24 protein-coding genes are annotated in these 24,986 nt (G+C 69.4%); 12 read left to right on the top strand and 12 right to left on the bottom strand.

All coding sequences use genetic code 11. The features are described 5' to 3' along the window. Positions 1–17 precede the first annotated feature (17 nt). Positions 18–2,324, bottom strand: coding sequence for an ATP-binding protein (locus tag ACFOWZ_RS03770; RefSeq protein WP_382368663.1), 2,307 nt, complete (start codon positions 2,322–2,324; stop codon positions 18–20). A gap of 188 nt (positions 2,325–2,512) precedes the next feature. Continuing rightward, a complete protein-coding gene (locus ACFOWZ_RS03765; RefSeq protein ID WP_382368660.1) occupies positions 2,513–3,082 on the bottom strand; it encodes a TetR/AcrR family transcriptional regulator in 570 nt (189 codons plus the stop codon). 74 nt (positions 3,083–3,156) lie between these two features. Here ACFOWZ_RS03765 and ACFOWZ_RS03760 point away from each other — a divergent pair, with 74 nt between their 5' ends. Both ACFOWZ_RS03760 and ACFOWZ_RS03755 read left to right on the top strand, forming a co-directional pair. Then, complete coding sequence (locus ACFOWZ_RS03760) at positions 3,157–3,618, top strand: DoxX family protein (RefSeq protein ID WP_382368657.1); 462 nt, start codon at positions 3,157–3,159, stop codon at positions 3,616–3,618. A gap of 163 nt (positions 3,619–3,781) precedes the next feature. After that, positions 3,782–5,002, top strand: a complete 1,221-nt coding sequence (locus ACFOWZ_RS03755) for an extracellular catalytic domain type 2 short-chain-length polyhydroxyalkanoate depolymerase (RefSeq protein WP_382368654.1) — start codon at positions 3,782–3,784, stop codon at positions 5,000–5,002. Positions 5,003–5,288: 286 nt separating this feature from the next. Here the strand turns inward: ACFOWZ_RS03755 and ACFOWZ_RS03750 are convergent, their stop codons facing one another. The 3 genes from ACFOWZ_RS03750 to ACFOWZ_RS03740 form a co-directional block, all read right to left on the bottom strand. Beyond that, positions 5,289–6,293: a DUF1883 domain-containing protein gene (locus ACFOWZ_RS03750; RefSeq protein WP_382368651.1), complete on the bottom strand. Its 1,005-nt coding sequence runs from the start codon at positions 6,291–6,293 to the stop codon at positions 5,289–5,291. Between the two features lie 117 nt (positions 6,294–6,410). Further along, entirely contained in the window at positions 6,411–7,040 is a 630-nt protein-coding gene (locus ACFOWZ_RS03745) for a response regulator (protein ID WP_382368648.1), read from the bottom strand. After that, entirely contained in the window at positions 7,037–8,191 is a 1,155-nt protein-coding gene (locus ACFOWZ_RS03740; RefSeq protein WP_382368645.1) for a sensor histidine kinase, read from the bottom strand. The genes ACFOWZ_RS03745 and ACFOWZ_RS03740 overlap by 4 nt, the downstream gene beginning before the upstream one ends. Before the next feature lie 137 nt (positions 8,192–8,328). Between ACFOWZ_RS03740 and ACFOWZ_RS03735 the strand changes: the two genes are divergently transcribed. Genes ACFOWZ_RS03735 through ACFOWZ_RS03725 form a run of 3 tightly spaced genes read left to right on the top strand, consistent with a single transcriptional unit; the run spans position 8,329 to position 11,015 of the window. Continuing rightward, positions 8,329–9,336, top strand: a complete 1,008-nt coding sequence (locus ACFOWZ_RS03735; RefSeq protein ID WP_382369106.1) for an ABC transporter permease — start codon at positions 8,329–8,331, stop codon at positions 9,334–9,336. Then, entirely contained in the window at positions 9,333–10,046 is a 714-nt protein-coding gene (locus ACFOWZ_RS03730) for an ABC transporter ATP-binding protein (RefSeq protein ID WP_382368642.1), read from the top strand. Before ACFOWZ_RS03735 ends, ACFOWZ_RS03730 begins: the two co-directional genes overlap by 4 nt. Positions 10,047–10,049: 3 nt before the next feature. Beyond that, entirely contained in the window at positions 10,050–11,015 is a 966-nt protein-coding gene (locus tag ACFOWZ_RS03725) for an SDR family NAD(P)-dependent oxidoreductase (protein WP_382368639.1), read from the top strand. Here ACFOWZ_RS03725 and ACFOWZ_RS03720 read toward each other — a convergent pair. The 4 genes from ACFOWZ_RS03720 to ACFOWZ_RS03705 are packed head-to-tail and all read right to left on the bottom strand — an operon-like array spanning position 10,993 to position 15,445. Further along, positions 10,993–12,342, bottom strand: a complete 1,350-nt coding sequence (locus ACFOWZ_RS03720) for a GH1 family beta-glucosidase (protein WP_382368636.1) — start codon at positions 12,340–12,342, stop codon at positions 10,993–10,995. The genes ACFOWZ_RS03725 and ACFOWZ_RS03720 overlap by 23 nt on opposite strands. A gap of 19 nt (positions 12,343–12,361) precedes the next feature. After that, positions 12,362–13,249, bottom strand: a complete 888-nt coding sequence (locus ACFOWZ_RS03715; RefSeq protein ID WP_382368633.1) for a carbohydrate ABC transporter permease — start codon at positions 13,247–13,249, stop codon at positions 12,362–12,364. A 9-nt stretch (positions 13,250–13,258) separates the two neighbouring features. Further along, entirely contained in the window at positions 13,259–14,179 is a 921-nt protein-coding gene (locus ACFOWZ_RS03710) for a carbohydrate ABC transporter permease (protein WP_030468491.1), read from the bottom strand. A 9-nt stretch (positions 14,180–14,188) separates the two neighbouring features. Then, a complete protein-coding gene (locus ACFOWZ_RS03705) occupies positions 14,189–15,445 on the bottom strand; it encodes an ABC transporter substrate-binding protein (RefSeq protein WP_382368630.1) in 1,257 nt (418 codons plus the stop codon). Positions 15,446–15,680: 235 nt separating this feature from the next. Here ACFOWZ_RS03705 and ACFOWZ_RS03700 point away from each other — a divergent pair, with 235 nt between their 5' ends. Next, entirely contained in the window at positions 15,681–16,712 is a 1,032-nt protein-coding gene (locus ACFOWZ_RS03700) for a LacI family DNA-binding transcriptional regulator (RefSeq protein WP_382368627.1), read from the top strand. A gap of 62 nt (positions 16,713–16,774) precedes the next feature. Here the strand turns inward: ACFOWZ_RS03700 and ACFOWZ_RS03695 are convergent, their stop codons facing one another. Beyond that, the gene (locus ACFOWZ_RS03695; RefSeq protein WP_382368624.1) at positions 16,775–18,139 is read right to left on the bottom strand and encodes an alpha-amylase; all 1,365 of its coding nucleotides are present in this window, start codon (positions 18,137–18,139) and stop codon (positions 16,775–16,777) included. A 184-nt stretch (positions 18,140–18,323) separates the two neighbouring features. Here ACFOWZ_RS03695 and ACFOWZ_RS03690 point away from each other — a divergent pair, with 184 nt between their 5' ends. Genes ACFOWZ_RS03690 through ACFOWZ_RS03665 form a run of 6 tightly spaced genes read left to right on the top strand, consistent with a single transcriptional unit; the run spans position 18,324 to position 23,826 of the window. Next, positions 18,324–18,650, top strand: a complete 327-nt coding sequence (locus ACFOWZ_RS03690) for a lycopene cyclase domain-containing protein (RefSeq protein WP_382368621.1) — start codon at positions 18,324–18,326, stop codon at positions 18,648–18,650. Continuing rightward, positions 18,643–18,960, top strand: a complete 318-nt coding sequence (locus ACFOWZ_RS03685; protein WP_382368618.1) for a lycopene cyclase domain-containing protein — start codon at positions 18,643–18,645, stop codon at positions 18,958–18,960. Before ACFOWZ_RS03690 ends, ACFOWZ_RS03685 begins: the two co-directional genes overlap by 8 nt. Further along, positions 18,947–19,630 (top strand): class I SAM-dependent methyltransferase, encoded by a 684-nt coding sequence (locus ACFOWZ_RS03680; RefSeq protein ID WP_382368615.1) that lies wholly within the window; start codon positions 18,947–18,949, stop codon positions 19,628–19,630. The genes ACFOWZ_RS03685 and ACFOWZ_RS03680 overlap by 14 nt, the downstream gene beginning before the upstream one ends. Next, positions 19,627–21,150, top strand: a complete 1,524-nt coding sequence (locus tag ACFOWZ_RS03675; RefSeq protein WP_382368612.1) for an FAD-dependent oxidoreductase — start codon at positions 19,627–19,629, stop codon at positions 21,148–21,150. Before ACFOWZ_RS03680 ends, ACFOWZ_RS03675 begins: the two co-directional genes overlap by 4 nt. A 37-nt stretch (positions 21,151–21,187) precedes the next feature. Next, on the top strand, positions 21,188–22,387 hold the full coding sequence (locus tag ACFOWZ_RS03670) for an NAD(P)/FAD-dependent oxidoreductase (RefSeq protein ID WP_382368609.1): 1,200 nt from the start codon (positions 21,188–21,190) through the stop codon (positions 22,385–22,387). Continuing rightward, positions 22,384–23,826: a cryptochrome/photolyase family protein gene (locus tag ACFOWZ_RS03665; protein WP_382368606.1), complete on the top strand. Its 1,443-nt coding sequence runs from the start codon at positions 22,384–22,386 to the stop codon at positions 23,824–23,826. Before ACFOWZ_RS03670 ends, ACFOWZ_RS03665 begins: the two co-directional genes overlap by 4 nt. On the opposite strand, the gene ACFOWZ_RS03660 is transcribed toward ACFOWZ_RS03665, so the two are convergent. Both ACFOWZ_RS03660 and ACFOWZ_RS03655 read right to left on the bottom strand, forming a co-directional pair. After that, positions 23,823–24,680: a MerR family transcriptional regulator gene (locus ACFOWZ_RS03660; RefSeq protein ID WP_382368603.1), complete on the bottom strand. Its 858-nt coding sequence runs from the start codon at positions 24,678–24,680 to the stop codon at positions 23,823–23,825. The genes ACFOWZ_RS03665 and ACFOWZ_RS03660 overlap by 4 nt on opposite strands. After that, on the bottom strand, positions 24,677–24,964 hold the full coding sequence (locus tag ACFOWZ_RS03655) for a WhiB family transcriptional regulator (RefSeq protein ID WP_030468480.1): 288 nt from the start codon (positions 24,962–24,964) through the stop codon (positions 24,677–24,679). Before ACFOWZ_RS03655 ends, ACFOWZ_RS03660 begins: the two co-directional genes overlap by 4 nt. Positions 24,965–24,986 lie beyond the last annotated feature (22 nt).

The raw sequence follows: 24,986 nt of genomic DNA, 5'->3' as shown, positions 1-24,986 counted from the left end.
TGATCCTACGGAGATGATCACGAGGCGTCCGGGGTTCTGGCGGAATCGAGGGGCAGGGTCATCGACGCGAACGCCCTGGCGGCCTCGGCGCGGTGGTGGACGGCGTCCTTGATCGCACCGCAGCGCTGGTGTTCCCGTGCGAGCCGGTCGTGCGCCCGGCCCAGTTCGTAGGCGTCGCCGATCGACATGGCGTGCACGATCGCGAAGCAGTGGCAGCCGATCGCCCGTACCGGATCGCCCATCTCCGTGTAGACCTCGCCGAGTTCGTTGAAGGCCTTGGCTTCCAGGCACCTGTCGCCGAGCCGGCGGCTCACGCCCGCGGCCGTGTTCAACGCGTCCACCGCGTCCCGGTAGCGGCCGGTGCGGCGGTGCAGGGCGCCGAGGAACGTGAGCGTCAGCGCCTCCGCGGCGCGCTCGCCGATCTCGCGGCTCAGCTCCAAAGCCCGCCGCAGCAACGGAAGTGCGTCGTCGGGCCGGTCCATCAGCACGTAGCAGGCGCCGAGGTCGCACAACGCGAACGCTTCGTCGACCCGGTCACCGAGGTGTCGCGTCATGGTCAGCGAAGCCCGCAGGTGGCTCACCGCGTCGTCGAGGCGGTCGAGCGAGCGGTACACGAACCCCAGCTTGCACAGCGCGTACGACTCGAGGTCGGGGTCGTCGAGCTCCCTGCTCAGTGCGAGTGCCGCTTCGAGGTTCTCGACGGCACCCGCGTAGTCGCCGGTCAGCCAGCACACGATGCCGAGGTTGCTCAACGCACGGCACTCCTCGGTGCGGTCGCCGATCTCGCGGCTCAGCGTGAGCCCTTCCGCGAGGTGGTCACCGGCTTCCGCGTAGCGCCGCAACCTCTCGTACACGGTCCCGAGGTTGATGAACGCCCGGCACTCGCCCGCGCGGTCGCCCGCCCGCCAGCTGGCTCGCAGGGCATAGGTGTGCAGGGCGAGTGCGTCGTGGTGGTGGGAGTGGTTGAGCAGGTAGGCCCACAGGGTGACCGACAGCCGGTTCGGCAGGATCGGGCACCCGACCTCGGCGGCGAACCTGGCCGTCGCCACCAGGTTCAGCCGTTCCGCCTCGATCCACGCCGTGGCGGCGTCCGGGTCGGAGATGCCCGGCAGCGGCCGGGTGTCGCCGAGCGGGCTGCTGTGCCTGCCGTGCGGGTAGTGGACGTGCACCGCGCACGCGGCGGTGTTGACGTAGTGCTCGAACAGCCGGGTGAGCGCTGGTCTCAGGTCGAGCGCCGTGCTCTGCTCCCCGGCGTAGAGGCGGACGAGGTCGTGCATCCGGTAGCGCCCCGGCACGTGCTGCTGCACCAGGTGCGCTGCCTCCAACTCGCGCAACAGCATCCGGGTCGCTGACGCGGGACGGGTGTCCAGGTTGAACGCGGACGTCAGCGCGATGTCCGGCCCCGGCACCGCGCCGAGCAGTCCGAACAGGTGTGCCGCGTCGGCGGAAAGCCCCGCGTGGGACCACGAGAGCACGGCGCGCAGGCTGGAGTCGGTGTCACCGGCGTCCAGGCCGTCCAGCCGGGTCGTGGTGTCGCACAGTTCGTCGGCCAGCAGGCCGAGCGGGAAGCGCGGGTGGGTGGACGCGCGGGCGGCCACGATGCCGAGCGCGAGCGGAAGTCCCGCACTGCACCGCAGCAACCCTTTCGTCGCCCTGGGCTCGGCCATGAGGCGGGCGGGCCCGAGACGGCGGGCCAGCAGCTGCAACGCGGACACCTCGTCGAACACGTCGAGCGGCACGGACCGGGCGCCGTGGGCGGTGACGAGCCCGCCGAGATCGCGACGGGTCGTCACGACGACCGTGCACTTCGACCCTCCCGGCAGCAGCGGCTTGACCTGGGTGACGTCCGCCGCGTTGTCGAGGACCACGAGCATCCGCCGTTCCGCCACGAGGCTGCGGTACAGGCCCGCCTGCGCGTCGAGGTCGTCCGGCATGGCGGACGACGAGACCTGGAGTGCTTTGAGGAACCCCCGCAGCACGACGTCCGGGGCCGAGGGTCTGCCGTCGGGCGAGAAGCCGCGGAGGTTGACGAAGAGCTGTCCGTCGGGGAACTGCTCGGCGTTGCGGTGCGCCCATTGCAGCGCCAGCCACGTTTTGCCGACGCCGCCGACTCCGCGGATCACGGCTATTCGCGATCCGTGCAGTGCGGCGGTGAGCGCCAGCAGTTCCTGTTGCCTGCCGGTGAAGAGGTGCGAGGCGACGGCGGGTAGTTGCCGGGGCGTGACTCTGTGCCCGGTGCCACCGTGAAGATGGACGTCACCGGTAATGGAGTGCGCCTGGACCACGGTGCCCTGCACCGAGCCGCTCACCCTGCTACTGCCCACGAACTCACCGTAGTGAGCACCTGGTGGGACACGATGTCGTTCGGCGGAAATACGGCGAAGCTGATCGGTCCCGCTGAACGCTGCCGACCATTCGTCGCAAAAAGAACACCATTCGTGGAAACTGGATCATGAAGTATTTCTGCGCGCACGGAATTCACTCATTCCGTGCACACCGGAATGTGGGCCGATCAGCCTCGTGGCTCGAACAACATCGCCGCGACCCGCCGTGCGAGTTCCTCGGGGTCGTCGCCCAGTTCGGGGTCGAGGTTGCGCGTGTTCCACAGCGTCGCGAACCCGTGCACGAGAGACCACGCCGCCACGCCCGCGATCCGCCGGTCCGGGCCGGTGCGCCGGCCCCCGACGTCCTCGACCCCGCCGGCGAGCGCGGCGCCCGCCCGTTCGCGTGCCTCGGTCAGGGCGGGGTCGTCCGGGTGGTGCAGGTCCGGCCGGAACATCACCTCGAAGTGTGCCCGCTTCTCCACCGCGAACCGCACGTAGGCCACACCCAGTTCGACGAACGAGTCCGTGCGCTCGCGGGTCGCCGTCAGGGTTTCGGCCAGGAGCTCGAACCCTTCGGCGGCGAGAGCGGTGAGCAGTCCTGCCTTGTCCTTGAAGTGGTGCATCGGACCCGCGTTGGAGACGCCGGCGCGGCGGGCCAGTTCGCGGAGGCTGACCCCGGCCGGTCCGTGCTCGGTGATCATGTCGACGGCGGACGACAGCAGGGCTCGGCGCAGGTCGCCGTGGTGGTACGGAGGCACGATCTCAATCTTACCGTTGACAAGATGGCGCGCCAACGCGCAATCTTGTCACTGACAAGTTTGGAGGGTGGGGAATGGCTCCGTTCATCGCTTTGGTCGTCGTCACGTCGGTGCTGCTGCTCGTCGGGGTGCTCGGCGTCCGGCAGCTCAGGTCGCTGCCTGTCGCGTTGCGCGGCGGGCTCGCGGTCATGTTCGTGCTGACAGGGGGCGCGCACTTCATCGGTCTGCGCGAGGAGCTGATCGCGATGGTGCCGCCGTTCCTGCCCGCGCCGGGCCTGCTGGTCACCGTGACCGGCGTGCTGGAACTGGCGGGCGCCGCGGGGTTGCTGTGGTCGCGCACCGCGGGCTGGGCCGCGCTCGGGCTCACGGCGATGCTCGTCGCGATGTTCCCGGCGAACGTCCACAAGGCCCTGAACGGCCCGGTGCCGTGGGACGACCAGCTGGTGCCGCGGACGTTGATGCAGATCGTGTTCCTGGCGGCCACGATCACCGTCGCGAGGTGCTCATGGCGCGAAAAGCACGTTCGGGCCATCTAGCGGCCCCAACGTGCTTTTCGCGCCAAACGAGTTCTGGCCAGCGAGAACAGCTGATCGCCACATTCGCGGTCGACACGAGGTGTCGACCGCACACGTGGTGCACCGAGTTCGGACGCTTTTAGCATCAGCGCACGGTTTTTGCCTGCAATGACGGAGGCGGGACATGCGATCGAGGAACGCGTTCCTGGGGTTGGTGGCGGCGACGGGTCTGGCCGTGGCGTCGATGTCGATGTCGACCGCGGCGGTCCCGGCGCCGCAACCCGGCACCCTCGGCGGGTACGACATCACCGGCACCTACGTGAGCGGCCTGTCGTCCGGCGGGTTCCTGGCCAACCAGCTCCACGTCGCGTACTCGAGCGTCTTCCAGGGCGCGGGCATCTTCTCGGCCGGCGCCTACGACTGCGCGCAGAACAGCGTGAACACCGCCCAGTTCGCGTGCATGGACACCTTCCAGCCCCGCAAGACGCCCGCCGAGCTGGAACAGCTCACCAGGACCCGTGCGACGGCCGGCACCGTCGACCCACCGCAGAACCTCTCCGGTGATCCGGTGTGGCTGTTCCACGGCACGGCCGACCAGACCGTCGACCGGGCGGTGAACGACGACCTCGCCACCTACTACCGCGACTTCGGTGCCGGGGTCGTCTACAACAACACCACCGCGGCCGGGCACGCCTGGGTCAGCCCGATCGGCCCGAACAGCTGCGGCTCCACGACTTCGCCGTACGTCAACAACTGCGGGACGGCCGATCCGGTCAGGGAGATGCTCGGGCACCTGTTCGGTCAGGTGAACGCGCCCGCGTCCACGTTGTCCGGCAAGCTGATCCAGTTCGACCAGGGCAGGTACGTCCCCGGCGGCAACCCGGCGCCGGTCAGCATGGGACGGGAGGGTTTCGCTTACGTGCCAAGGGCGTGCGAAACCGGGCCGTGCAAGCTGATGGTGACGTTGCACGGCTGCTACCAGTACTACGGCCTGGTCGGGAACGCGTTGATGGACAAGGGTCATCTCAACGAGTACGCCGACACGAACAACATGATCGTGCTCTACCCGCAGGCCACGACGATGGCCGGGAACCCGCGCGGCTGCTGGGACTGGTGGGGCTACCAGTCCGCGCAGTACGCGCTCAAGAGCGGGCCGCAGATGGTCGCCGTGGTGAACATGGTGAAGGCGCTGTCCGGTGGCGGTGCGCCTCCCACGACTACCACGACTGCGCCGGTGCCGGAGTGCGTGACCGCGAGCAACTACGCGCACACCACCGCCGGTCGCGCATACGTCCTCTATGGACAGACGTACGCGGTGGGCTCCGGCCAGCTGCTCGGCTTGTGGAACACCTACACCACCAGCAGCATCCGCCAGACCTCACCGAACTACTGGGTGAAGTGCTGACCCGGCGGGGTCTCTGAGCACCTGGCCAGAAGTCTTGTCCGGAGCCTCTGGACTCGTTGGTGGCGAGTGGCGTCTGCAAGTACCACCAACTCTTGATCGAATCGCCGTCAACCACACCCAACCCGTTCGCGGCCCACCGAACCGCCACAGTGGCCTCAGGCCAGGGCAGGCCTGTTGGTGGTAGCAGAGTGCCTGTTGATGTCGAGTTGGTGGTACTTGCAGACGCCAATCGGCGCCGGACGCACGTCCGGCGGACGAGTAACGGACACAACTTCCGGCAGCCTGCTCAGCCCGAGCTGCCGGCCACCGGCAGCTCGTCCTCGCTCGTGCCGGCACCGAGCACGATCCCGGCGATCTCCTCCGCGATGTCCTCGATCAGGTAGTCGCTCGTGCTGCGGGCGATCCGTCCGAGCAGCAGCGGGCTGTGCTTGCGGACCTCCTCCTTGGTGGTGCGGTGCCAGATCGGGAGAACCCACTGCCGGTCGTCGTCGATCTCGCGCGTGAGGAGGGCGTCGAGCTCCGCCTGCGGCCAGCCCTTGCGGAAGAAGTCCGGTGACAGCACCACGACGCCGAACCTGCTGCTCGCGATGCCGCTGTCGATCTTGCGCCGCAACGGGTCACCCATCCTCAGCTCGTACCGGTCGATCCACACGGACAACCCGGCCTTGACGAGCAGCCTGGCGAGCGGGTGGGCCACGGCCGGGCCGTCCTCGCTCGCGTACGACACGAACACGTCCTTCTGCTCCGCCTCCTTCTCCAGTTCTGCCGTCAGCAGGTCGAAGTTCTCCTTGATCCGCACCAACGACGACTCCGGCGTCATGGCCGGCAACACGGGCATCGGTGGAAGGTCGGGGCCGTACACCTTGACCGAGCTCGGGATGCGCCCGTCGGCCTGCCGGTGGAGGGCGACGTACCACCGGTCGTCGTGCGGGATGTCCAGGTAGACCGGCGACTTCCGGCAGTAGCCGCCGAGGTAGCGGTGCTTCTCGCCCTTCTCGTAACGGCGGAAGTTCCTGGCGTCCATGAGCTTGACGTTCGCCGCGGTGTCGTGCAGGCGCACGCGGACGCGGGCACGTTTCGGCTGGTGCTTCAACGCGTAGTACTGGATTTCGCTCGGCGCTCCCGCCGGTCCCACGCGGAAAGCGGGCTTTCCCCTGCCGAACGGCAGCCGGGGATCCGGATGGCGCCAGACCCAGACCAGCAGCCAGGTTTCCAGCGCGAGCACCAAAGGCCAAAACGAATCGAGCCAGCTCCACACGGTCAGCTCCGTCCGGTCAAGGCGATTCCGCATCATCGCTCGTGACGAGAAGTCCGCGCGTGGCCCGTTGGAGCTACTTTCGAGAAGCAAATTCCGATAGTTCTTGGAATTCAATAGCTGCGTTGTGGCAAATGAACGAGCCGCACGGCGTCACCTGCGGGAGCTGATGATCCCCAGGTCGATCGCGGCGGCCACGGCCGCCGTGCGCGAACCGACGCCCAGCTTCGTGTAGATGCGGGCCAGATGGGACTTCACCGTGCCCTCGGTGAGGTGCAGACGGGCGCCGATGGCCTGGTTCGACAGGCCGTCGGCGACCAGCGTGAGGACCTCGGCCTCGCGGCGGGTCAGGCCCGTGCCGGGGGTGCGCAGGCGGTTCATCAGGCGGTCGGCCACCGCCGGGGCCAGGGCGGTGTGGCCCGCGGCGGCGGTGCGGACGGCGGCTGCCAGGTCTTCCGGCGGTGCGTCCTTCAGCAGGTAGCCGGTGGCGCCCGCTTCGATGGCGGGAACAGTGTCGGCGTCGGTGTCGTAGGTCGTGATGATCACGACTCTGGGTGCGCCGGGGCGGCTCGTGATCGCGGCGGTGGCCTCGGCGCCGGTCATGCCGCCCTTGAAGCGCAGGTCCATGAGCACCACGTCCACGTCGCCCTCCGCGGCGCGGGCAACGGCTTCCTCCGCGGTCTCCGCCTCGGCCACGACCACCAGGCCGGGTTCCGTTTCCAGGACTGCGCGCAGGCCGGCGCGGACGATCGGGTGGTCGTCGGCGAGCAGGAGGCGGATCACCGCGCGTCCTCGGTGAGGGGGAGGCGGGCGGCCAGTGCCGTGCCGCGTCCCGGGGTGCTCTCCACGGCGAACGTGCCGCCGAGGGAGTGGGCACGGGCGCGCATGGCCGGGAGGCCGAAGCCCTCGTCGGCGCGGTCGAAGCCGGTGCCGTCGTCGGTCACGTCCACGGCCACCTGGTCGCCCAGGTAGCTCAGGGTGACGTCGGCGGTGCGGGCCCCGGCGTGCTGGACGGTGTTGGCCAGCGCCGACTGGGCGATGCGCAAGAGCGCCACCTCGTGGGCGGTGGGCAACGGCACGGGATCACCGGTGAGGTGGAAGCGGACGATCACCGGGTGCTGGGCGGACGTGGTGGCGCACAGGCGTTCCAGGGCGTCGGACAACGGTGCCGCCGCCAGCGCGGGCGGGCTCAGGGCGGCCACGAAACGCCGTGCCTCCGCGAGGTTGTCGACGGCCGACCGCCTGGCCTGGTCCACGTAGCCGGCGGCCTTCTCCGGGTGGGCCGGCAGGGCACGTTCCGCGGCGCGCAGCAGGAGCTGGATGCTGGACAGGCCCTGGGCGAGGGTGTCGTGGATCTCGCTCGCCAGCCGTTCGCGTTCGGCCAGTACACCGGCGCTGTGCTGGGCCTCCGCGAGGTCGGCGCGGGTGGCGGTGAGCTCGTCGATGAGCACGCGGCGACGCTCGCTCTCGCGGTAGAGGGCCTGGTAGCCCCACACCACGGCGACGGCGACGGCGGCGCCCAGGGCGGGACCGATCGCGACGGCCGGGGTGAACGTGCCGGTGTGCGCGGCGAAACCGGTGATCGCGGTCGCCGCCGTGACGACCACCGCTGCCAGGCCCGCGCGGCGCGGCAGCAGGTGGAGCTGGAGGAAGTACAACGGGAAGGCGAGCCACACCGCGTCGGCGGACAGGACGAGCAACGCCACCCACGTGAGGCCCACGGCTGCCGACCACAACGCGGCGGCCCGGCGGGACGTGCGCACCAGGGGCAGGAGCGGACCGGCCGCGTAGACCACGCCCAGCGCGACGGCGACCGCGACGACCGGCGGTGTGCCGCGGACCGCCGTGAGGGCGAGCAGGCCCGCGACCAGCAGGTGCAGGCACCAGGTCAGCACGCGGCTGGTCGGGGTGAGGGCCGGAGCGGTCGTGTCCACAGTTCACCCAGCTTAGGCACCCGGCCGCGGTTCGGCCTCTGTCGAAAGTGACAACTTCCTTCTCCTCCTGCGCCAGAAGCGGGCGAGACGGTGCGCGGGCCACAGTGGACGCATCCCTCCACGAAAGGCTCAACACCGTGTTCGTCGCCCTGAGAGACCTCAGGTTCGCCAAGGGCCGCTTCGCCCTGATGGGTGTCGTGATCGTGCTGATCACCCTGCTGGTCGGCCTGCTGTCCGGCCTGACCGCGGGCCTCGGCAGGCAGAACGTGTCCGCGATCACCGACCTGCCCGTCGACCGGATCGCCTTCTCCGGCCAACAGCTGTCCTATTCGGACTCCACCGTCACGCAGGAGCAGTGGCGGCAGTGGGCTTCCACTCCGGGCGTGCTCCTCGCCGAGCCGGTCGGCATCAGCACGACGAAGGCCACCGCGGGCTCCCGCAGCGCAGCGGTCTCGATCTTCGCCGTCTCCTCGGGCCTGGTCCCGGAGGTCGGCGACAGGTCGGTCACGATGTCCGTTCCCGCAGCCGAAGAGCTCGGCGTCCGGACCGGCGACACCGTCACCCTCGCCGGACGGGACCTGACCGTCGCGGCCGTGCGCGGCGACGCCTGGTTCAGCCACACCCCCGTCGTGTGGACGAGTCTGGGTGACCGCACGACCGCGACCGTCATCGCCCTCAGGACCACAGGCGACGTCGTGGACGTGCCCGGCACTCGAACGACCACAAAGGACGGTTCGCTCGACGCCATCGGCTCCTACCGTTCGGAGAACGGCTCGCTGCAACTCATGCGCGGCTTCCTGTTCGTCATCTCGGCACTGGTCATCGGTGCGTTCTTCACCGTCTGGACGATCCAGCGCAGCGGCGACATCGCCGTCCTGAAAGCCCTCGGCGCGTCCACGGCCACGCTACTGCGCGACGCACTGGGCCAGGCGCTCGTGCTGCTCACGACGGGAACCCTGATCGGCACCGCGCTCGCCGCCGCCGTCGGGCTGCTCGTCCGCGGCACCGTGCCGTTCCTGCTCGACCCCGCGACCGTGCTCGTCCCCGCCGCCACCACGATCCTGCTCGGCGCGGTCGGTGCGGCGCTGGCCGTCCGCCGCATCGTCACCGTCGACCCGCTGACCGCACTGGGGAGTGCCCGATGAGCCTGACCCTGACCGACATCACCCTCACCTATCCCGACGGCGACACCAGGCTCACCGCGCTCGACCGCGTCACGCTCGACGTGCCCAGGGGCACCACGACGGCGGTGATCGGCCCGTCGGGCTCCGGCAAGTCCAGCCTCCTCGCCGTCGCCGCCACCCTCGTCGCCCCCGACTCCGGCACCGTCACGATCGACGGCACCCCCGCCTCCGGTCTGTCCCGCGGCAGGCTCGCCGAACTGCGCCGCCACCGGATCGGCATCGTCTTCCAGCAGCCCAACCTGCTGCCCGCGCTCACCGCCGCCGAGCAGCTCCAGGTCATGGCTCACGTCACCGGCCGCAAACCCGCAGAAGCCCGCCGCAAGGCCCTAAAACTGCTCGACGCGGTCGGCCTGGCCGATCACGCCGGACGCCGCCCGCACCAGCTCTCAGGTGGTCAACGGCAGCGCGTCAACATCGCCCGCGCACTGATGAACGACCCCACCGTGCTGCTCGTCGACGAACCCACGAGCGCGCTGGACCACGACCGCGGCGCCGCGGTGGTCGGCCTGATCACACGGCTGACGCACCAACAGGCGACCGCGACCGTGCTGGTCACGCACGACCAGAGTCACCTCACGGCGGTGGACGACGTCGTCGCGATTCGCGACGGCCGTCTGCACGAACCGGATCCCGTCCTCGAACCGAACGCCTGGGGAGGAGCAGAGGAGTGATCCGTGAGCGGACTGTTCGCCGCGCTCGACGTCGTGATGGACCGGCTGGTGGTTCCCGGCTACTCGAAGTGGGGATTCCGCCTGCGCAGGCGGACCTGGCCCGCCGGAGACCCCGAGCCCGGTGTCCTGCGCGGCGGGCTCGCCGTCGTGACCGGGGCCGGTTCGGGGCTCGGCAAGGCCACCGCGCTGGGCCTCGCCCGTCTCGGTGCCGCCGTGGTGCTGGCGGTGCGCGACGAGGCCAAGGGGCAGTCGGCTCGGGCCGAGATCATCGCCGCGGTGCCCGGCGCCGTCGTCTTCGTCCGCCACTGCGACGTCTCGAGCTTGGCGTCCGTGCGCCGCTTCGCCAGCGGGATGTTGGAGGAGTTCGAGCGCGTCGACGTCCTGGTGCACAACGCCGGCACCCTGCCACCGCAGCGCACGACCAGTGCGGAGGGGTACGAGCTGACGTTCGCCACGCACGTGCTCGGCCCGTTGCTGATGACGGACCTGCTGCGCTCGCTGCTGGCCGCGTCGCCGGACCCCAGGGTGGTTCTCGTGTCCTCCGGCGGCATGTACACCCAGCGCCTGCGTTCGGACGATCCGGAGTACCGCGAGGGCGAGTACCGCGGCGCGACCGCGTACGCCCGCACCAAACGCATGCAGGTCGCGCTCGTGCCTCTGCTGGCCGACCGGTACGCGTCAGAAGGCGTGGGTGTGCACGGAATGCACCCCGGCTGGGCCGACACGCCGGGCGTGGCCGGGTCGTTGCCGGGGTTCCACCGGCTGGCCAGGTCGTTGCTGCGCAGTGCGGAGGAGGGCGCGGACACCGTCGTGTGGCTGTCCGCGACCAGCCCCGCACCTCCCACCGGCCGCTTCTGGCACGACCGGCGGGAGCGGCCGACTCACTACCTGCCTGCCAACCGAAAACGCGGTGACGTCAGCGCGTTCTGGTCGTACTGCACGAACATCACCGGCGTGCCTCCGAGATGAACGAGCGGTACCAGTGGTAACTGGCTCGCGGCGTCCGCTGCTGGGTCTCGTAGTCGACGTGGACCAGGCCGAACCGGTGCTTGTACCCGTGTGCCCACTCGAAGTTGTCGAGCAGCGACCAGCAGAAGTACCCGCGGAGATCCACACCGGTGGCCTCGGCCGCGGCGGCGATGTGGTCCCGCAGGTACGAGATGCGTTCGGTGTCCTCGAACCCTTCCACGTCCGGGTAGACGCAGCCGTTCTCCGTGACGTACACGGGCGGCAGGTCCGGGTGGCGCGCCTTGAGGTCCGTCAGCGCGGTGGTGAGACCGGCGGGTTCCACCGGCCAGCCCATGCCGGTGCGGGGGACGTCGGGCAACCGGGTCGTGTCGACGCCGATGTCGTGGGCGGTGCGCTTGGCCGGGTCCGGCTCGCGGTGAGGCGCGTCGGCGACGTGCAGGCGGTAGTAGTAGTTGAGGCCGACGTAGTCCAGCGGCTCGCCGATGATCGCCAGGTCGTCGGCGAGCCGGAACGAGAAGTCGGTGATGTCACCGAACATCGACGTCAGCTCGTCGGGGTACGCCGAGCCGAACAACGGGTCGGTGAACTGCCGGCGCAGCAGGCAGTCCTGACGGCTCGCCGCGGCCACGTCGGCGGGAGAGTCCGTCACCGGCACGGTGGGGGACTGGTTGAGCACGATGCCGAACTCCTGCTCGGCCAACGCGTTGGCGCGCATCGCCCGCACGGCCAGGCCGTGGCCGAGCAGCAGGTGGTGCGCCGCCGCCAGCGCGCCGTGGCCCTCGCGTGCACCGGGGGCGTGGCGGCCTTCGCCGTAGCCGACGATCGAGGAGCAGTACGGCTCGTTCAGCGTGGTCCAGTTCCGCACGACGTCGCCGAGGGACTCGTGCACGAGGGCGGCGTAGTCGGCGAACCGGTGGGCGGTGTCGCGGTTGCGCCAGCCGCCCTCGTCCTCCAGCGCCTGTGGCAGGTCCCAGTGGTACAGCGTGATGAACGGCTCGATCCCCTTGCCCAGCAACGCCTCGACGAGCCGCCGGTAGAAGTCGAGGCCGCGCTGCTCGACCCGGCCGCGGCCGTCCGGCAGGATCCTCGACCACGACAGCGAGAACCGGTAGGCGTCGACGCCGAGGTCGGCGAGCAGGCGCACGTCCTCTGCCCAGCGGTGGTAGTGGTCCGCCGCCACGTCGCCGGTGTCGCCGTTCGCGACCGCGCCGGGCACGGTCGCGAAGGTGTCCCAGATGGACGGTCCACGACCGTCGGTTCGTGCCGCCCCTTCGATCTGGTAGGCCGAGGTCGCCACACCCCAGCGGAAGCCGGCCGGAAAGCTCACAACGTTCTCCTCTGCGAGGTCAGCCCTTGACGGCGCCCGACATGATGCCGCCGACGATCTGGCGGCCGAACAACAGGAACACGGCCAGCACCGGCACGGTGCCGATCGTCGCCGCGGTCAGCACGAGCGTGTAGTCGGTCGTGTAGCCGGAGGCCAAAGTGGACAGAGCGGTCTGCACGGTCGGGTTCTCCGGTACGAGCACCACGAGCGGCCAGAAGAAGTCGTTCCACGCCTGCATGAACGTGAACAGCCCGAGCACCGCCGCCGCCGGTCGTGCCGCGGGCAGCGCGACGTGCCAGAACAGCCGCAGCGAGTGGCACCCGTCCATCCGGCCCGCCTCGAGCAGCTCGTCCGGGATCGCCCGCTCGAAGTACTGCCGCATGAAGAACACGCCGAACGCGGTCACCAGCCCCGGCACGATCACGGCGTGGATCTGCCCGGCCCAGCCGAACTCGCTCATCATCATGTAGAGCGGGATGATGCCGAGCTCGGTCGGGATCGCCTGCGTGCCGATGATCAGCAGCAGCAGGACGTTGCGGCCGCGGAACTTCAGCTTGGCGAACGCGAATCCCGCGAGGGTGGAGAAGAACACCACCGACACGGTGACCGTGCCCGCCACCACGATCGAGTTCATCATCGCCAGCGCGAAGTCGGTGGTGTCGAAGACGCGGGCGATGTTGGCGAAGAGGTGGCCGCCGGGCACCAGGACCGGCGGCACGCTGTCGATCGCGTCCGGTGTCTGCGAGGACACCACGAACGACCAGTACACGGGGAAGGCGGACCCGGCGAGCACGGCGATCAGGGCGGCGTACGTCCACGGCCCGGCCACGCGCCTGGCGAGCCTGCGCACCCGCAGCGCCGGGCCGGTGGGTCGCACCGGCGCCGGCCGGTCCAGCACAGCGGTCATCTGAAGTCCTCACTCCGTCTGGATCCGTTTGGTCACCAGGTAACCGAGACCGGCGACGATGATCGTGGCGATCGCCAGCACGACCGCGATCGCCGAGCTGTAGCCGAAGTCGTAGTTGGTGAAGCCCTGCTCGTACAGGTACAGGGCGGCGGTCTGGAACTGCCGGTCCGAGCCACCGGTCGCGGCCGCCGCGCCGGGGTTGAACAGCAGCGGTTCGGCGAGCAGGCGCATGTTGCCGGTGGTCGCGATGATCGTCGTGAAGATGATCTGCGGCCGCAGCAACGGAACCGTGATCCGCCAGAACTGCTGCCAGCCGCTCGCACCGTCCAGGGTGGCCGCCTCGTACAGGCTGGGCGAGATCGCCTGCATGGAGGCCAGGAAGATCAGCGCGTGGTAGCCGGTCCAGCGCCACACCACCATCACCGCGATCGCGATGTGCGAGGTGGCGGTGCCGGCCTGCCAGTCGATCTGCCCGGCGCCGAACAGGTCCAGCACCCAGTTGACCAGGCCGAAGTCGCGGCCGAACAGCTGGGCGAAGATGATCGTCACCGCGGCCACCGAGGTGATGTTCGGCAGGATCACGCCCATCCGGAACAGCGTGCGCGTCCTGACCTTGCGGTTGAGCAGGGCCGCGATGCCGAGCGCGAACAGGATCTGCGGCACCGTCGTCAGCAGCCACAGGCTCAGCGTGTTGCCCATGGCGTTCCAGAAGTACGGGTCCGCGAGCAGCTTCGCGTAGTTGGCGAACCAGACGACGTACGCGCCACCTTCGTCGAGCAGGTTGCGGTGTTGCAGCGAGACCCAGATGGTGTACAGCAAGGGGAACAGCCCGAAGACACCGAAGATCAGGAAGTACGGCGTCACGTACCCGTACGGCGCGAACTTCGTGTCCCACCGGTGCCTTCTGGCCGCCTTGTCGATCAGAGCCATGTCAGGTCGTCACTTCTGGACGTCGCCGACGAACTGGCGCCACGAGTCCTCGCCGTTCTGCTTGCCCTGCTCGACGCGTTGCATCGCGTTGCCGATGGCGGTCTGGATGTCGCCGGCCTTCGGGCCCTGGTACTGCGGGTTCAGCTTCTTCGCGGCGTCGGTGAACAGCTTGCCGATCGGCGCGTCGTTGAAGTACGGGTTCTTGTAGTCGACGATCGACGGGTCGTCGTAGAGCTTCGGGATCGACGGCAGCAGGCCGGAGCTCTTGAACACCTTGGCCTGCTGCTCGGGCGCGGTCAGCCACGCGGCGAGCTCCACGGCCTTGTCGACGTTCTTGCCCTGCTTGGGAACCGTGAGGTACGAGCCGCCCCAGTTGCCGCCACCGCCGGGCACGGACGTGACGTCCCACTTGCCCGCGGCGTCGGGCCCGGCCTGATCCTTGATCTTGGCCATCTGCCACGCCGGGCAGGTCACGGTCGCGAACTGGCCCTGCTTGAACCCGGTGTTCCAGACCGGCGTGGAGTACAGCAGCTTCGCCGACAGGCCCGACTGGACGCCGTCGACGACGAGGTCCCACCCCGCCTTGACGTCCTTGTTCTCGCCCACGACGATCTTGTCGGACTTGTCGTAGTAACCGACCGGCGCCTGGCCGACGATCGCGTTGAGCACGGTCGGTCCGCCGTCGAACCACTTCACGCCGTCGGGCGCCTTCTCCTGGAACCTCTTGCCCGCGGCCATGAAGTCCTGCCACGTCGGCCACAGCGCCGCGACCTGCTCGCGGTCGGCGGGCAGGCCGGCGTTCTGCAGCAGGTCGCGGCGGTAGCAGATGGCGAGGCCGCCGATGTCGGTGCCGTAGCCGATCTGCTTGCCGTCCTTGGACAGCGAGCCCTCCCACTTCCACGGCAGCCAGCGGTCCTTGAGCTGGTCACCGCCCTTGGTGTTGAGGTCCACGAACTTGTCCGGCGTGGCCTTGAACTGGTTGACGTAACCCGTGTCGACCGCCTCGATGTCCGCCGCGCCGTTGTTCGTGGCGAGGTGTGCGGCGAGGTTCTTGTGGTGGTCGGAGTAGGAGGCGGTGCGGTCGGTGATCTCGACGTCGGGGTGCGTGCTCGCGTACTCCTCGAGCAGCTCGGCGTAGCCGAAGTTGCCGAACAAGCCGATGGTCAGCTTGGTCTTGCCGCCGGACGCGGTGTCGCTGCCGCAACCGCTGAGCACCAGGGCGGTCGCCAGGGCTGCGGAGCCGATGGCGAGTGCTTTGGGGCGCATTCGAGTGCCTCCGTCGTTTTTTGGGCGCGCTGAAGCAGAAGAGCTGGTCTTCGAGAGCGGGTGAACCGGCGCCGTGACGAACGACGGGCCGGAAGGTGTGGCGCCAATGACAACGGGATCACGGTGTGTCCGTCAAGTAACAAAACGATAAACAGATCAACTCACGCACCCGTTTGACTAGCAGAAGTGCTGCTCGTAGGGTCTATGTAACCGCTTACGGTGAAACGGAGGCCGAATGGCGACCGGGCGAGAGATCGCCCAGCTCTGCGGTGTGTCCGTGGCGACGGTGTCGCGTGTCTTCAACCAGCCGGAAACGGTGAACGAGGAGACGCGCGACCGTGTGCTGCGGGTCGCGAACGAGCTGGGCTACCAGCCCAACGAGTCGGCGCGGGCGTTGTCGACCAAGCAGTCCACGATGATCGGACTGGTCTGGGACACCGACCACCGCAGGCCCGGCTGGCGGCACCCGTACCTGCAGGACCTGCTGATCGGCCTGAAGTCCGCCCTCAGCGCACACGGCTACCACCTGCTGATGCTGGCGACGAGCGGTGACGCCCGCGAGGTCGGCGCGTCTTTGGCGGATCCGGTCGCCTACGTGAACATGACCCGCCGCCACCACCTCGGCGGCCTGGTCCTGATCGACAGCGGCTCCGACGCCGAGGCCTTCGAAGCCTTTGCGCAGTCAGGAGTTCCGTGCGTAGCGCTGGACGTCGCCGTCGACGGCCCCCGAGCCACCTACGTCACGTCGGACAACGCGGGCGGTGCCCAGTCGGCGGTGCGACACCTGGTCGGCCTCGGCCACACCCGTATCGCCACGATCACCGGACCGCCGGGCAACCAGCCCTCCGAAGCCCGCGTTTCGGGTTACCGCAAGGGGATGCTGCAGGCGGGGCTGGCGCTCCGGGACGAGTACGTCGTCGCCGGCGACTTCTACCGGCCGAGCGGAACCGCTGCGGCGCAACGACTTCTCGCACTGGACGAGCAGCCCACCGCGGTGTTCGCGGCCAGCGACGAGATGGCCGTCGGCGCGTTGCTCGCCGCCCGTGCCGCGGGGTTGCGCGTGCCGCAGGACCTGGCGATCGTCGGGTTCGACGACATCGAGATCGCGGCCGTGGTCGATCCCGCGCTGACCACGGTGGCGCAGGACAAGCCGGGGTTCGGGGTGGCGGCGGCCAAGGCGATCATGGCCATGATCACGGGGGCCGGGCAGGAGGAACCGGTGATCCTGCCGACCAGGCTGGTAGTGAGGGGCTCCTGCGGTGGATGAACGGCGCTTTTGTCCACGTCAGGTGGACGAAAGCGCCGTTCATCGTGTGAGGCCGGGCCTGGTCAGGGGCGTGCGTTCGTGTGCAGTGCTAGCGCGGTGCCTGCGCCGAGCGTCGCGGTGAACCTGCCGGACGAGTCGACGGTCACGCGGACGCAGCCGTTCTCCTGGACGTTGCAGTAGGTCCCGGCGGGCAGCGCGGTCTGGAACGTCTGCGTCACCGCGAACGTCTCCCGGTTGATCGCGACGAAACCCTTGCTGCCGCGGCCGAACGCGATGGCGTCGTAGCCGTTGTCCCACCAGTTGTTCACGTCCGTGCCGGCGACGGTGTTGCGGAACGCGACCATGTTCGCGATCTGCGTCCACAGGTGCTGGCACTTCCAGCCGCTGAAGCAGACGGAGTTGCCGGGCGGGCCCGCGTCGGAGTCGCTGAACTCGTAGCCCGAGTACACCTGCGGCGCGCCGTAGTTCCAGGCGAGCATGAAGACGTTGGCCAGCGTGTAGGTCGAGTTGTCCTTGTACGACAACGTCGAGCCGTTGCGCTCGGTGTCCCAGTTGTCCACGAACGGCCTGGCCTGGCCGCTCGGCAGGAAGCCCCAGGACTGGCCGAAGGTGCGCAGGTACGCGAGGTTCTCGTGCTGGAAGATCCGCTTGAGGTCGTAGGCGTAGCGGAACTCGTCCACGTCACCGGAGCCGGTGTACTCGCCGGGCCCGACGGCCTCGCCCGCGCCATAGATGACCTCGTGCACCCAGAAGACGTTCGGGTTGGTCAGCTTGGCCTTGATCGCGGACATGTCGGCGGCGGCGATGTGCTTGGCCGCGTCGATCCGGAACCCGTCCACGCCCATGCCGATGAGGCGGTTGAGATACCCGGCGATGGCGCCGCGCACGTAGTCGCTGCCGGTGTCCAGATCGGACAGGTTGACGAGCTCGCAGTTCTGGACGTTGGAGCGGTCCTGGTAGTTGCTGATCGCCGAACGGCACGAGTGGAAGTCCCAGTCGCTGTACAGGCCCGGGTAGTTGTACTTGGAGTAGCCGGAGCCGCCGGTGCCGGTGCCCGAACCCGCGCTCATGTGGTTGATCACGGCGTCAGCGATCACCTTGACGCCCGCGTTGTGGCAGGTGGTGATCATGTTGCGGAAGGCGGTCTCGTCGCCGAGTCGGCCCGCGATGCGGTAGCTGACGGGTTGGTAGGAGGTCCACCACTGGGGACCCTGGACGTGCTCGGTGGCAGGCGAGACCTCCACGTAGCCGTAGCCCTTGGGGCCCAGCACGCTGGTGCACTCCGAGGCCACGCGAGCGAACGGCCACTGGAACAGGGTGACGGTGACGTCCTTGTTGCCCGGTGGCGCCGCAAAACTTTGCACGGGTGTGCACACGGCGGCGACCAGCACGGACAGGAGCAGGACGCGAAGAGCCGAGGAAACCACGTTGTCTCCTTGATGCAGGGTTGTTCACCCGGTCGTACCAGTCGGCGGGTTGTATCGGGAAGCGTTGCAAGAAGTTTCGCGCCGAATTCGTCCGTGGAGCGTACGTCTCAGTCCTCTGTGGTCCTTTTCGCGCCGTTGTGCAGACCTGCCGCGGCACCCATACGGTCGTGGCAGGAGGTCGGCGATGCGAAGCCAGTACGAGTACCTGGCGGTACTGGGTGTGTGCCTGCTCATCACGATGCCGCTGGAGTGGATGGGCCGCGGCGTGTACCGGCGCGGGAACGAGCTGGTGCGGGCGGTCACACCCGTGCTGGCCGTGCTCGTGGTGTGGGACGTCGTCGCGATCATGCGTGGGCACTGGAGTTTCCACCCCGAGGCGACCACGGGCGTGGAGATCGGTGGCGTGCTGCCGATCGAGGAGGTGCTGTTCTTCGTGGCGATCCCGATCTGCGCGCTGCTGACCTACGAGGCGGTGCGGGAACGTTCGGAACGTTGGTTGCCGAATGGTTGAGGAGTACCTGGTCGCCGCGTCCGCCGCGGCCGTCGTCGTCGTGCTGCTGGAGCTGTGCGTGCTGCGCACCGGGTTGTTCCGGCGGCCCGCGTACTGGATCACGATGGTGATCGTGCTCGGGTTCCAGGTCCCGGTGGACGGGTGGCTGACGAAGCTCGACGCGCCGGTGGTGCTGTACGCGGACTGGGCCATCAGCGGCGTGCGCGCGCCGTGGGACATACCCGTCGAGGACTTCCTCTACGGCTTCGCCATGATCACCGCGGTGCTGCTCCTGTGGGAGCGGGGGAGGACGGCACGTGAACAAGCTTGAGGTGCCGGGGAAGTTCGACCGGGCCGCGCGCGGCTACGACCTGCTCGTCGGGCTCAACCCCGGCTACCACCAGGCGTTGCGCCGGTCGGCACGCGCGCTCGGGCTGCGGCCGGGCATGAGGGTGCTCGACCTCGGCTGCGGCACCGGTGCCTCCACCGCGGCGCTGGTCGCGGCCGTGCCCGGCCTGGAGGTCGTCGCGGTGGACGCGTCGGAAGGAATGCTCTCGCGGGCACGCCGGAAGCGCTGGCCTTCGACCGTCCGGTTCGTGCGCAGTCGTGCCGAGGACGTCGACGAGGGCCAGTTCGACGCGGTGTTCGCCGCCTACCTGGTGCGCAACCTGCCGGACCCGGACGCCACGTTGCAGCACGTGCGCAGGCTCATGAAACCCGGTGCGCCACTGGTGCTGCACGAGTACTCGGTGCGCGACTCGTGGCTCAGCACGGCGTTGTGGACGGTGCTGTGCGCAGTGATCGTGCCGATCGGCTGGCTCGTGACCGGTGACCGGTCGCTCTACACCTACCTGTGGCGCAGCGTGATCGACTTCGACGGCGCGAGCGCGTTGCGGGACCGGCTGCGACGCAACGGTTTCGTCGGCGTGCGCAGCGCACCCGTGCCGGGTCTTCAGCTCGGCGTCGTGCACACCTTCACCGGTCAGGAGCCGCAGCGGTGAGAGATCCCAGAGCGGTGCGGACTCCCGCGCCTGCCGGACGCGCACAGTTCTCGGGCGACGCGCCCGTGGTCGTCGTGGTGGGCGGCGGGATCGCGGGCCTCGCCGCGGCGACCCCGCTCGCCGAGCGCGGGGCCCGGGTCGTGCTGTGCGAACGCGAGGACTACCTCGGCGGACGCGTCGGCGGGTGGAGCACCAGGCTCGCCGACGGCAGCGAAGTCACCATGACCCGCGGTTTCCACGCGTTCTTCCGGCAGTACTACAACCTGCGGGCGCTGCTGCGCCGGGTCGACCCGTCCGGCCGCGCGCTGACCGCCCTGCCGGACTACCCGCTGTGGCACGCCTCCGGGCACCGCGACTCGTTCGCCGGTCTCCCGACCGCCGTGCCGCGCAACGCTTTGGCGTTCCTGCGCCGCAGCCCCACGTTCCGCTGGCGCGATCTGCCCGACGTCGACGCACGGGCCGCGCTGTCGCTGCTGGACGTGTCGGTGCCGCGCGTGTACGCCGAGCTCGACGGCATCGACGCTGCCACTTACCTGGAAAACCTGCGGTTCCCCCAGGCCGCGCACGCGCTCGCGTTCGAAGTGTTCTCCCGCAGCTTCTTCGCCCACACCAGCCGGATGTCGGCCGCCGAGCTCGCGGTGATGTTCCACATCTACTTCCTCGGTTCCAGCGAGGGCCTGCTGTTCGACGTGGCGGCGGACCCGTTCCCGCACGGCCTGTGGGACCCGCTGGGACGCCACCTCGCCCAGCTGGGCGCGACGATCTGCACCGGCGTCGAGGTCGGATCGGTCCTGCCGGGCGAGGAGAAGCGGTTCTCCGTCACGATCGGCAGCGGCGCGATCGAGGCCGACGCCGTGGTGCTCGCCGCGGACGTGCGCGGCCTGCGCACCGTCGTCTCCGCTTCGCCCACCCTCGGCGACGCGACGTGGCGGGACCAGGTCTCTTCTTTGCAGACCGCTCCGAGGTTCCTGGTGTCGCGGTACTGGCTCGACCGCCCGGTGGACGCCGACCGGCCGGGCTTCGTCGGCACCAGCGGGTTCGACCTGCTCGACAACATCAGCGTGCTCGACCACTACGAGCACGAGGCGCGGGCGTGGGCGGCACGCACCGGCGGATCCGTCGTGGAGCTGCACGGCTACGCACTACCGTCCGATGTGGACTCGACCGGCGCACGCCGGCGCCTGTGGGAACAGCTCACCGAGGTGTACCCGGAGACCAAGCGCGCCGAGGTGGTCGACGAGCGGCACGAGCTGCGGGAGGACTGCCCGTTGTTCCCGGCGGGCGGGTACGCGGACAGGCCCGGCGTGCGCACGCCGGACGACTTCCTGGTGGTGGCGGGAGACCTGGCGCGGATCGACCTGCCGGTGGCGTTGATGGAACGGGCGGCCACCACGGGCTTCGCGGCGGCCAACGAGCTGTTGAAACGGTGGGGTGTCGCGGGAGTCGATCTGTGGTCGGTGCCGGTGGAGGGGCGTGTGCCGGTGTTGCGGTCGGTGGCGCGTCGGTGGAGGACGTTGTGATCGCTGTCTGGCAGGCGCCAGCCGAGGAGCGTGCGCTGTGATCGTCGTCGTAGGCGCAGGCCTCGCGGGCCTCAACGCCGCCCTCGAACTCACCGCAGCCGGTGCCGAGGTCACCGTCCTCGAAGCCGCGGACGAGGTCGGCGGCCGTGTGCGCACCGACGTCGTGGACGGCGTCCGGTTCGACCGCGGCTTCCAGATCCTCCTGCCCGCCTACCCCGAACTGCAGCGGCTGGCGCTCGACCCGTTCCCGCTGCGGCACCTGCGTCCCGGCGTGTTCGTGCACGACGACGGACGACACGACCTCCTCGCCGATCCCCGCAGCGGGCGCAGCGCGTGGGACGGCCTGATGCGTCAGCACGTCCTGAGCGCACGGGATCTGGCGGCGGTGTCCAGGTTCTCCGCGCAGGACGCCTTCGGGCCGGTGCGGCTCAGCGCGCCCGACCGCACCACCCGCGACGAGCTGCGGCACCTCGGCGTCACCGACAGTGCCGTGGAGAAGGTGTTGCGGCCGTTCCTCTCCGGCGTGTTCCTCGAACCTGAGCTCAGAACCTCGTCCCGGTTCTTCCACCTGGTGTGGCGCAGCTTCGCGCGGGGTGGCGCCGCCGTGCCCGCGCTCGGCATGGGCGAACTGCCCAAGGCCATGGCGGAACGCCTGCCACAAGGCACCATCCAGTTGGAAACCGCCGTCAAAGCCGTGCACGACCACGGTGTCGACCTGGAAGACGGCCAAAGGATCACCGCCGAGGCGGTCGTGGTCGCCACGGACGGCACCACCGCGGCACGGCTGCTGCCGGGGCTGGCCGAACCCCGCTGGCACGGCGTCACCACCTGGTACTTCAGGCCGGAGCGGTCACCACTGCGAGACGGATGCCTCGTCGTAGACGCTCAGAGAGGCCCGGTCGTCAACACCGCAGTGATGTCCGAGGTGTCGCGCCCGTACTCACCGAAGGCGCCGCTGGTGCAGGCTTCCGTCATAGAAGACGCCGGCGAACAGGACGTGCGCGCGCACCTGAACCGCCTCTACGGCACCGACACCAGTCGATGGGAAGTGTTGCGGCGATACGAGATCCCGCACGCGCTGCCGGCGATGGACGCACCTCACCGACTGAAGCAGTCCGTTCGCGCGGGCGCACGACGGTACGTGTGTGGTGACCACCGCGACACCAGCTCCATCCAGGGCGCGCTGCACTCGGGTCGCCGGGCGGCGCGTGCTGTGCTCGCGGACCTCAGACGATGACGCTGTTGCTGTTCGGCGACCAGCTCGGCCCGCACTTCCACACCGGGCACGACGAGATCGTGCTGATCGAGTCCGCGGCAGCGTTGCGCCGCAAGCGTTACCATCGGCAGAAGCTGCACCTCGTGCTGTCCGGCATGCGTCATCTCGCCGCCGAGTTCCCCGACCGCGTCACGCTGGTGCGCGCCAGCAGCTACCGCGAAGCGATCCGTGATCTCAACAGGCCCCTCACCGCCTACCAACCCGGCTCGTTCGCCGCTCAACGGATGCTGTGCGAACTCGGCGTGCAAGTCCGGCCCACGAACGCGTTCGCCCTCTCACGCCAGGAGTTCACCGCCTGGGCAGGAGGGCGCGAGCGGTTCCTGATGGAGGACTTCTACCACTACCAGCGCATTCGCTTCGACGTGCTGATGGACGGCGCCGACCCGGTGGGCGGCAGGTGGAACTTCGACGCCGAGAACCGCGAACCACCACCCAAACGCGCGAAGCTCGGCGTGCCGGCACCGTGGTGGCCGGAGGAGGACGCCATCGACGCGCAGGTGCGCAAGGATCTCGATGCGATGAACCTGCCGACGGTCGGCAAGGACGGCCCGCGTCGGTTCGCCATCACGCGGGCGGAAGCGTTGAGCGCGTTGGAGACCTTCGTGCTCGACCGGCTGCCGCACTTCGGTCCGCACGAGGACGCCGTGCTCACGAAAGACTGGACGATGGCGCATTCGCTGTTGTCCGTGCCGCTCAACCACGGCCTGCTCCACCCGCTGGAGGTCGTCTACGCGGCGGAGGACGCCTACCGGTCCGGCGACGCGCCACTGGCCAGCGTCGAGGGGTTCATCAGGCAGGTGCTGGGATGGCGTGAGTACGTGTGGCACCTGTACTGGCACCTCGGCGCGGAATATCGGCACTGCAACGATTTCGACGCCAAGAACCCGCTGCCGCAGTGGTGGGCGGAGCTACGTCCGGGGGCCATCCGCGCGGCCTGTCTCAGAACCGCGCTGGAGGGCGTGCGCGACCACGGCTGGGTGCACCACATCCAGCGGTTGATGGTGTTGGGCAACCACGCGTTGCAACGAGGCTACGACCCCGCCGCGCTCAACGACTGGTTCATCACGTCGTTCGTCGACGGGTTCCCGTGGGTGATGCCGGTGAACGTGATCGGCATGAGCCAGCACGCGGACGGCGGCGTGATCGCGACCAAGCCCTACCTCAGCGGCGGTGCCTACCTCAACCGCATGACCGACCACTGCGGCACCTGCTGGTTCGATCCCAAGCGGCGCACGGGCGAGCGCGCGTGCCCGTTCACCGCGGGCTACTGGGCGTGGCTCGACCGGAACCGGGAACGGATGCGCGGCAACCACCGCATGGCACGCGCCGTGCAGGGACTGCACCGCCTCGCCGACCTCGACGAGGTCCGCGAGGCCGAACGCCACCGCGAGATCTTCTAGCGAACGCGGCTGAGCACGACGCTGACCGCTTCGGGCAGCGTGCCCGGCCGTCGCACGAACGACGGCAGCGACAGACCGGTCCAGCCGGGTCCCGCGACGGCGAGCAGTGCGTCCGAAGAACTGTGCAGATCCTCCAGCGGCACCCGTTCGGCGAGATCCGCCCGGTGCGCCCAGATCAACGCGACCGCGGGACGCAACCGCACCACCGCGTCGCACAACGCCTCGGCCGGCACCCTCGCGCCCAGACTGCGCCACAGGCAGTCCTCTTCGGACAGTGCCGCTCCCAGCGCCTCCAACGCCAGCACGTGCTGCTCGTCGGGCGCGCACGACAGCAACGCCGCGAGCACACCCGGTCTGCTGGAGCGCTGTACACCACGCAACGCGTGCAGCACGCTCGCGCTGGCCAGGTGCTCCACCTCGACACCGCGGCCACGACCGGTGACCAGGTCGCCGAGTTCCACCAGGCACGGCACGAACACCGACTCCCACGCGGAGACCACGCCGTGGTCGGTGACGAGCTTGGCCGCGAGGTCCATCATCAACGGCTCGTCGAGCCGCTTGGCGGCAGCGAGGAATCCTCGCTGAGCTGACCCGGCGTCGTCCACCGGGATGCGCTGGACCGCCTGCCGGGCAACTGGTTCCTGGCGCGCCAGCTCGGCGGCCGCGGCCGGTGCGACGCCCTGACCCGTCAACGCGACCATCCGCCGCAGGACCTCGACTTCCGAGTCCTCGTAGCGGCGGTGACCACCCTCCGTGCGAACCGAAGGACCGAGGCCGTAGCGCTGGTCCCACGTTCTCAGCGTGACAGGGGAGACACCGAGCATCGCGGCGACCGCGCGGGGCGCGTAGGTCACGACTCGCGGGCACGCTCGGCGAGCATCGCCCGCAGTTCGCTCTCGCCGAGACCGCCCCAGATGCCGAACGTCTCGTGCACCTCCAACGCGTGCGCGCGGCACTGCTGCATGACCGGGCAGCGCTGGCAGATCGCCTTCGCCGCCGCCTCCCGCGCGTCGCGCGCGGCGCCGCGTTCGTTCGGCGTGTGGAAGAAGGCAGAGCTGTTCATGCCCCGGCACAGGCCGGACAGCTGCCAGTCCCAGGACTCCGTGACTGGTCGTGGCAAACGGGACAGTTCAGGCATGACGCACGTCCTTGGTCGAGTC

The organism is Lentzea rhizosphaerae, assembly GCF_042649515.1.
In the GTDB taxonomy this organism is placed as follows: domain Bacteria; phylum Actinomycetota; class Actinomycetes; order Mycobacteriales; family Pseudonocardiaceae; genus Lentzea; species Lentzea aerocolonigenes.
The sequence above is the reverse complement of the archived record's forward strand: the minus strand, read 5'-3'. Positions and strand labels throughout refer to the sequence as shown.

Excerpts from the sequence above, each read along its gene's own strand:
- ACFOWZ_RS03760 (WP_382368657.1), top strand. The coding sequence starts at position 3,157 with ATGGCTCCGTTCATCGCTTTGGTCGTCGTCACGTCGGTGCTGCTGCTC.
- ACFOWZ_RS03755 (WP_382368654.1), top strand. The coding sequence starts at position 3,782 with ATGCGATCGAGGAACGCGTTCCTGGGGTTGGTGGCGGCGACGGGTCTG.
- ACFOWZ_RS03750 (WP_382368651.1), bottom strand. The coding sequence starts at position 6,293 with ATGCGGAATCGCCTTGACCGGACGGAGCTGACCGTGTGGAGCTGGCTC.
- ACFOWZ_RS03730 (WP_382368642.1), top strand. The coding sequence starts at position 9,333 with ATGAGCCTGACCCTGACCGACATCACCCTCACCTATCCCGACGGCGAC.
- ACFOWZ_RS03715 (WP_382368633.1), bottom strand. The coding sequence starts at position 13,249 with ATGACCGCTGTGCTGGACCGGCCGGCGCCGGTGCGACCCACCGGCCCG.
- ACFOWZ_RS03710 (WP_030468491.1), bottom strand. The coding sequence starts at position 14,179 with ATGGCTCTGATCGACAAGGCGGCCAGAAGGCACCGGTGGGACACGAAG.
- ACFOWZ_RS03705 (WP_382368630.1), bottom strand. The coding sequence starts at position 15,445 with ATGCGCCCCAAAGCACTCGCCATCGGCTCCGCAGCCCTGGCGACCGCC.
- ACFOWZ_RS03700 (WP_382368627.1), top strand. The coding sequence starts at position 15,681 with ATGGCGACCGGGCGAGAGATCGCCCAGCTCTGCGGTGTGTCCGTGGCG.
- ACFOWZ_RS03690 (WP_382368621.1), top strand. The coding sequence starts at position 18,324 with ATGCGAAGCCAGTACGAGTACCTGGCGGTACTGGGTGTGTGCCTGCTC.
- ACFOWZ_RS03685 (WP_382368618.1), top strand. The coding sequence starts at position 18,643 with ATGGTTGAGGAGTACCTGGTCGCCGCGTCCGCCGCGGCCGTCGTCGTC.
- ACFOWZ_RS03665 (WP_382368606.1), top strand. The coding sequence starts at position 22,384 with ATGACGCTGTTGCTGTTCGGCGACCAGCTCGGCCCGCACTTCCACACC.
- ACFOWZ_RS03655 (WP_030468480.1), bottom strand. The coding sequence starts at position 24,964 with ATGCCTGAACTGTCCCGTTTGCCACGACCAGTCACGGAGTCCTGGGAC.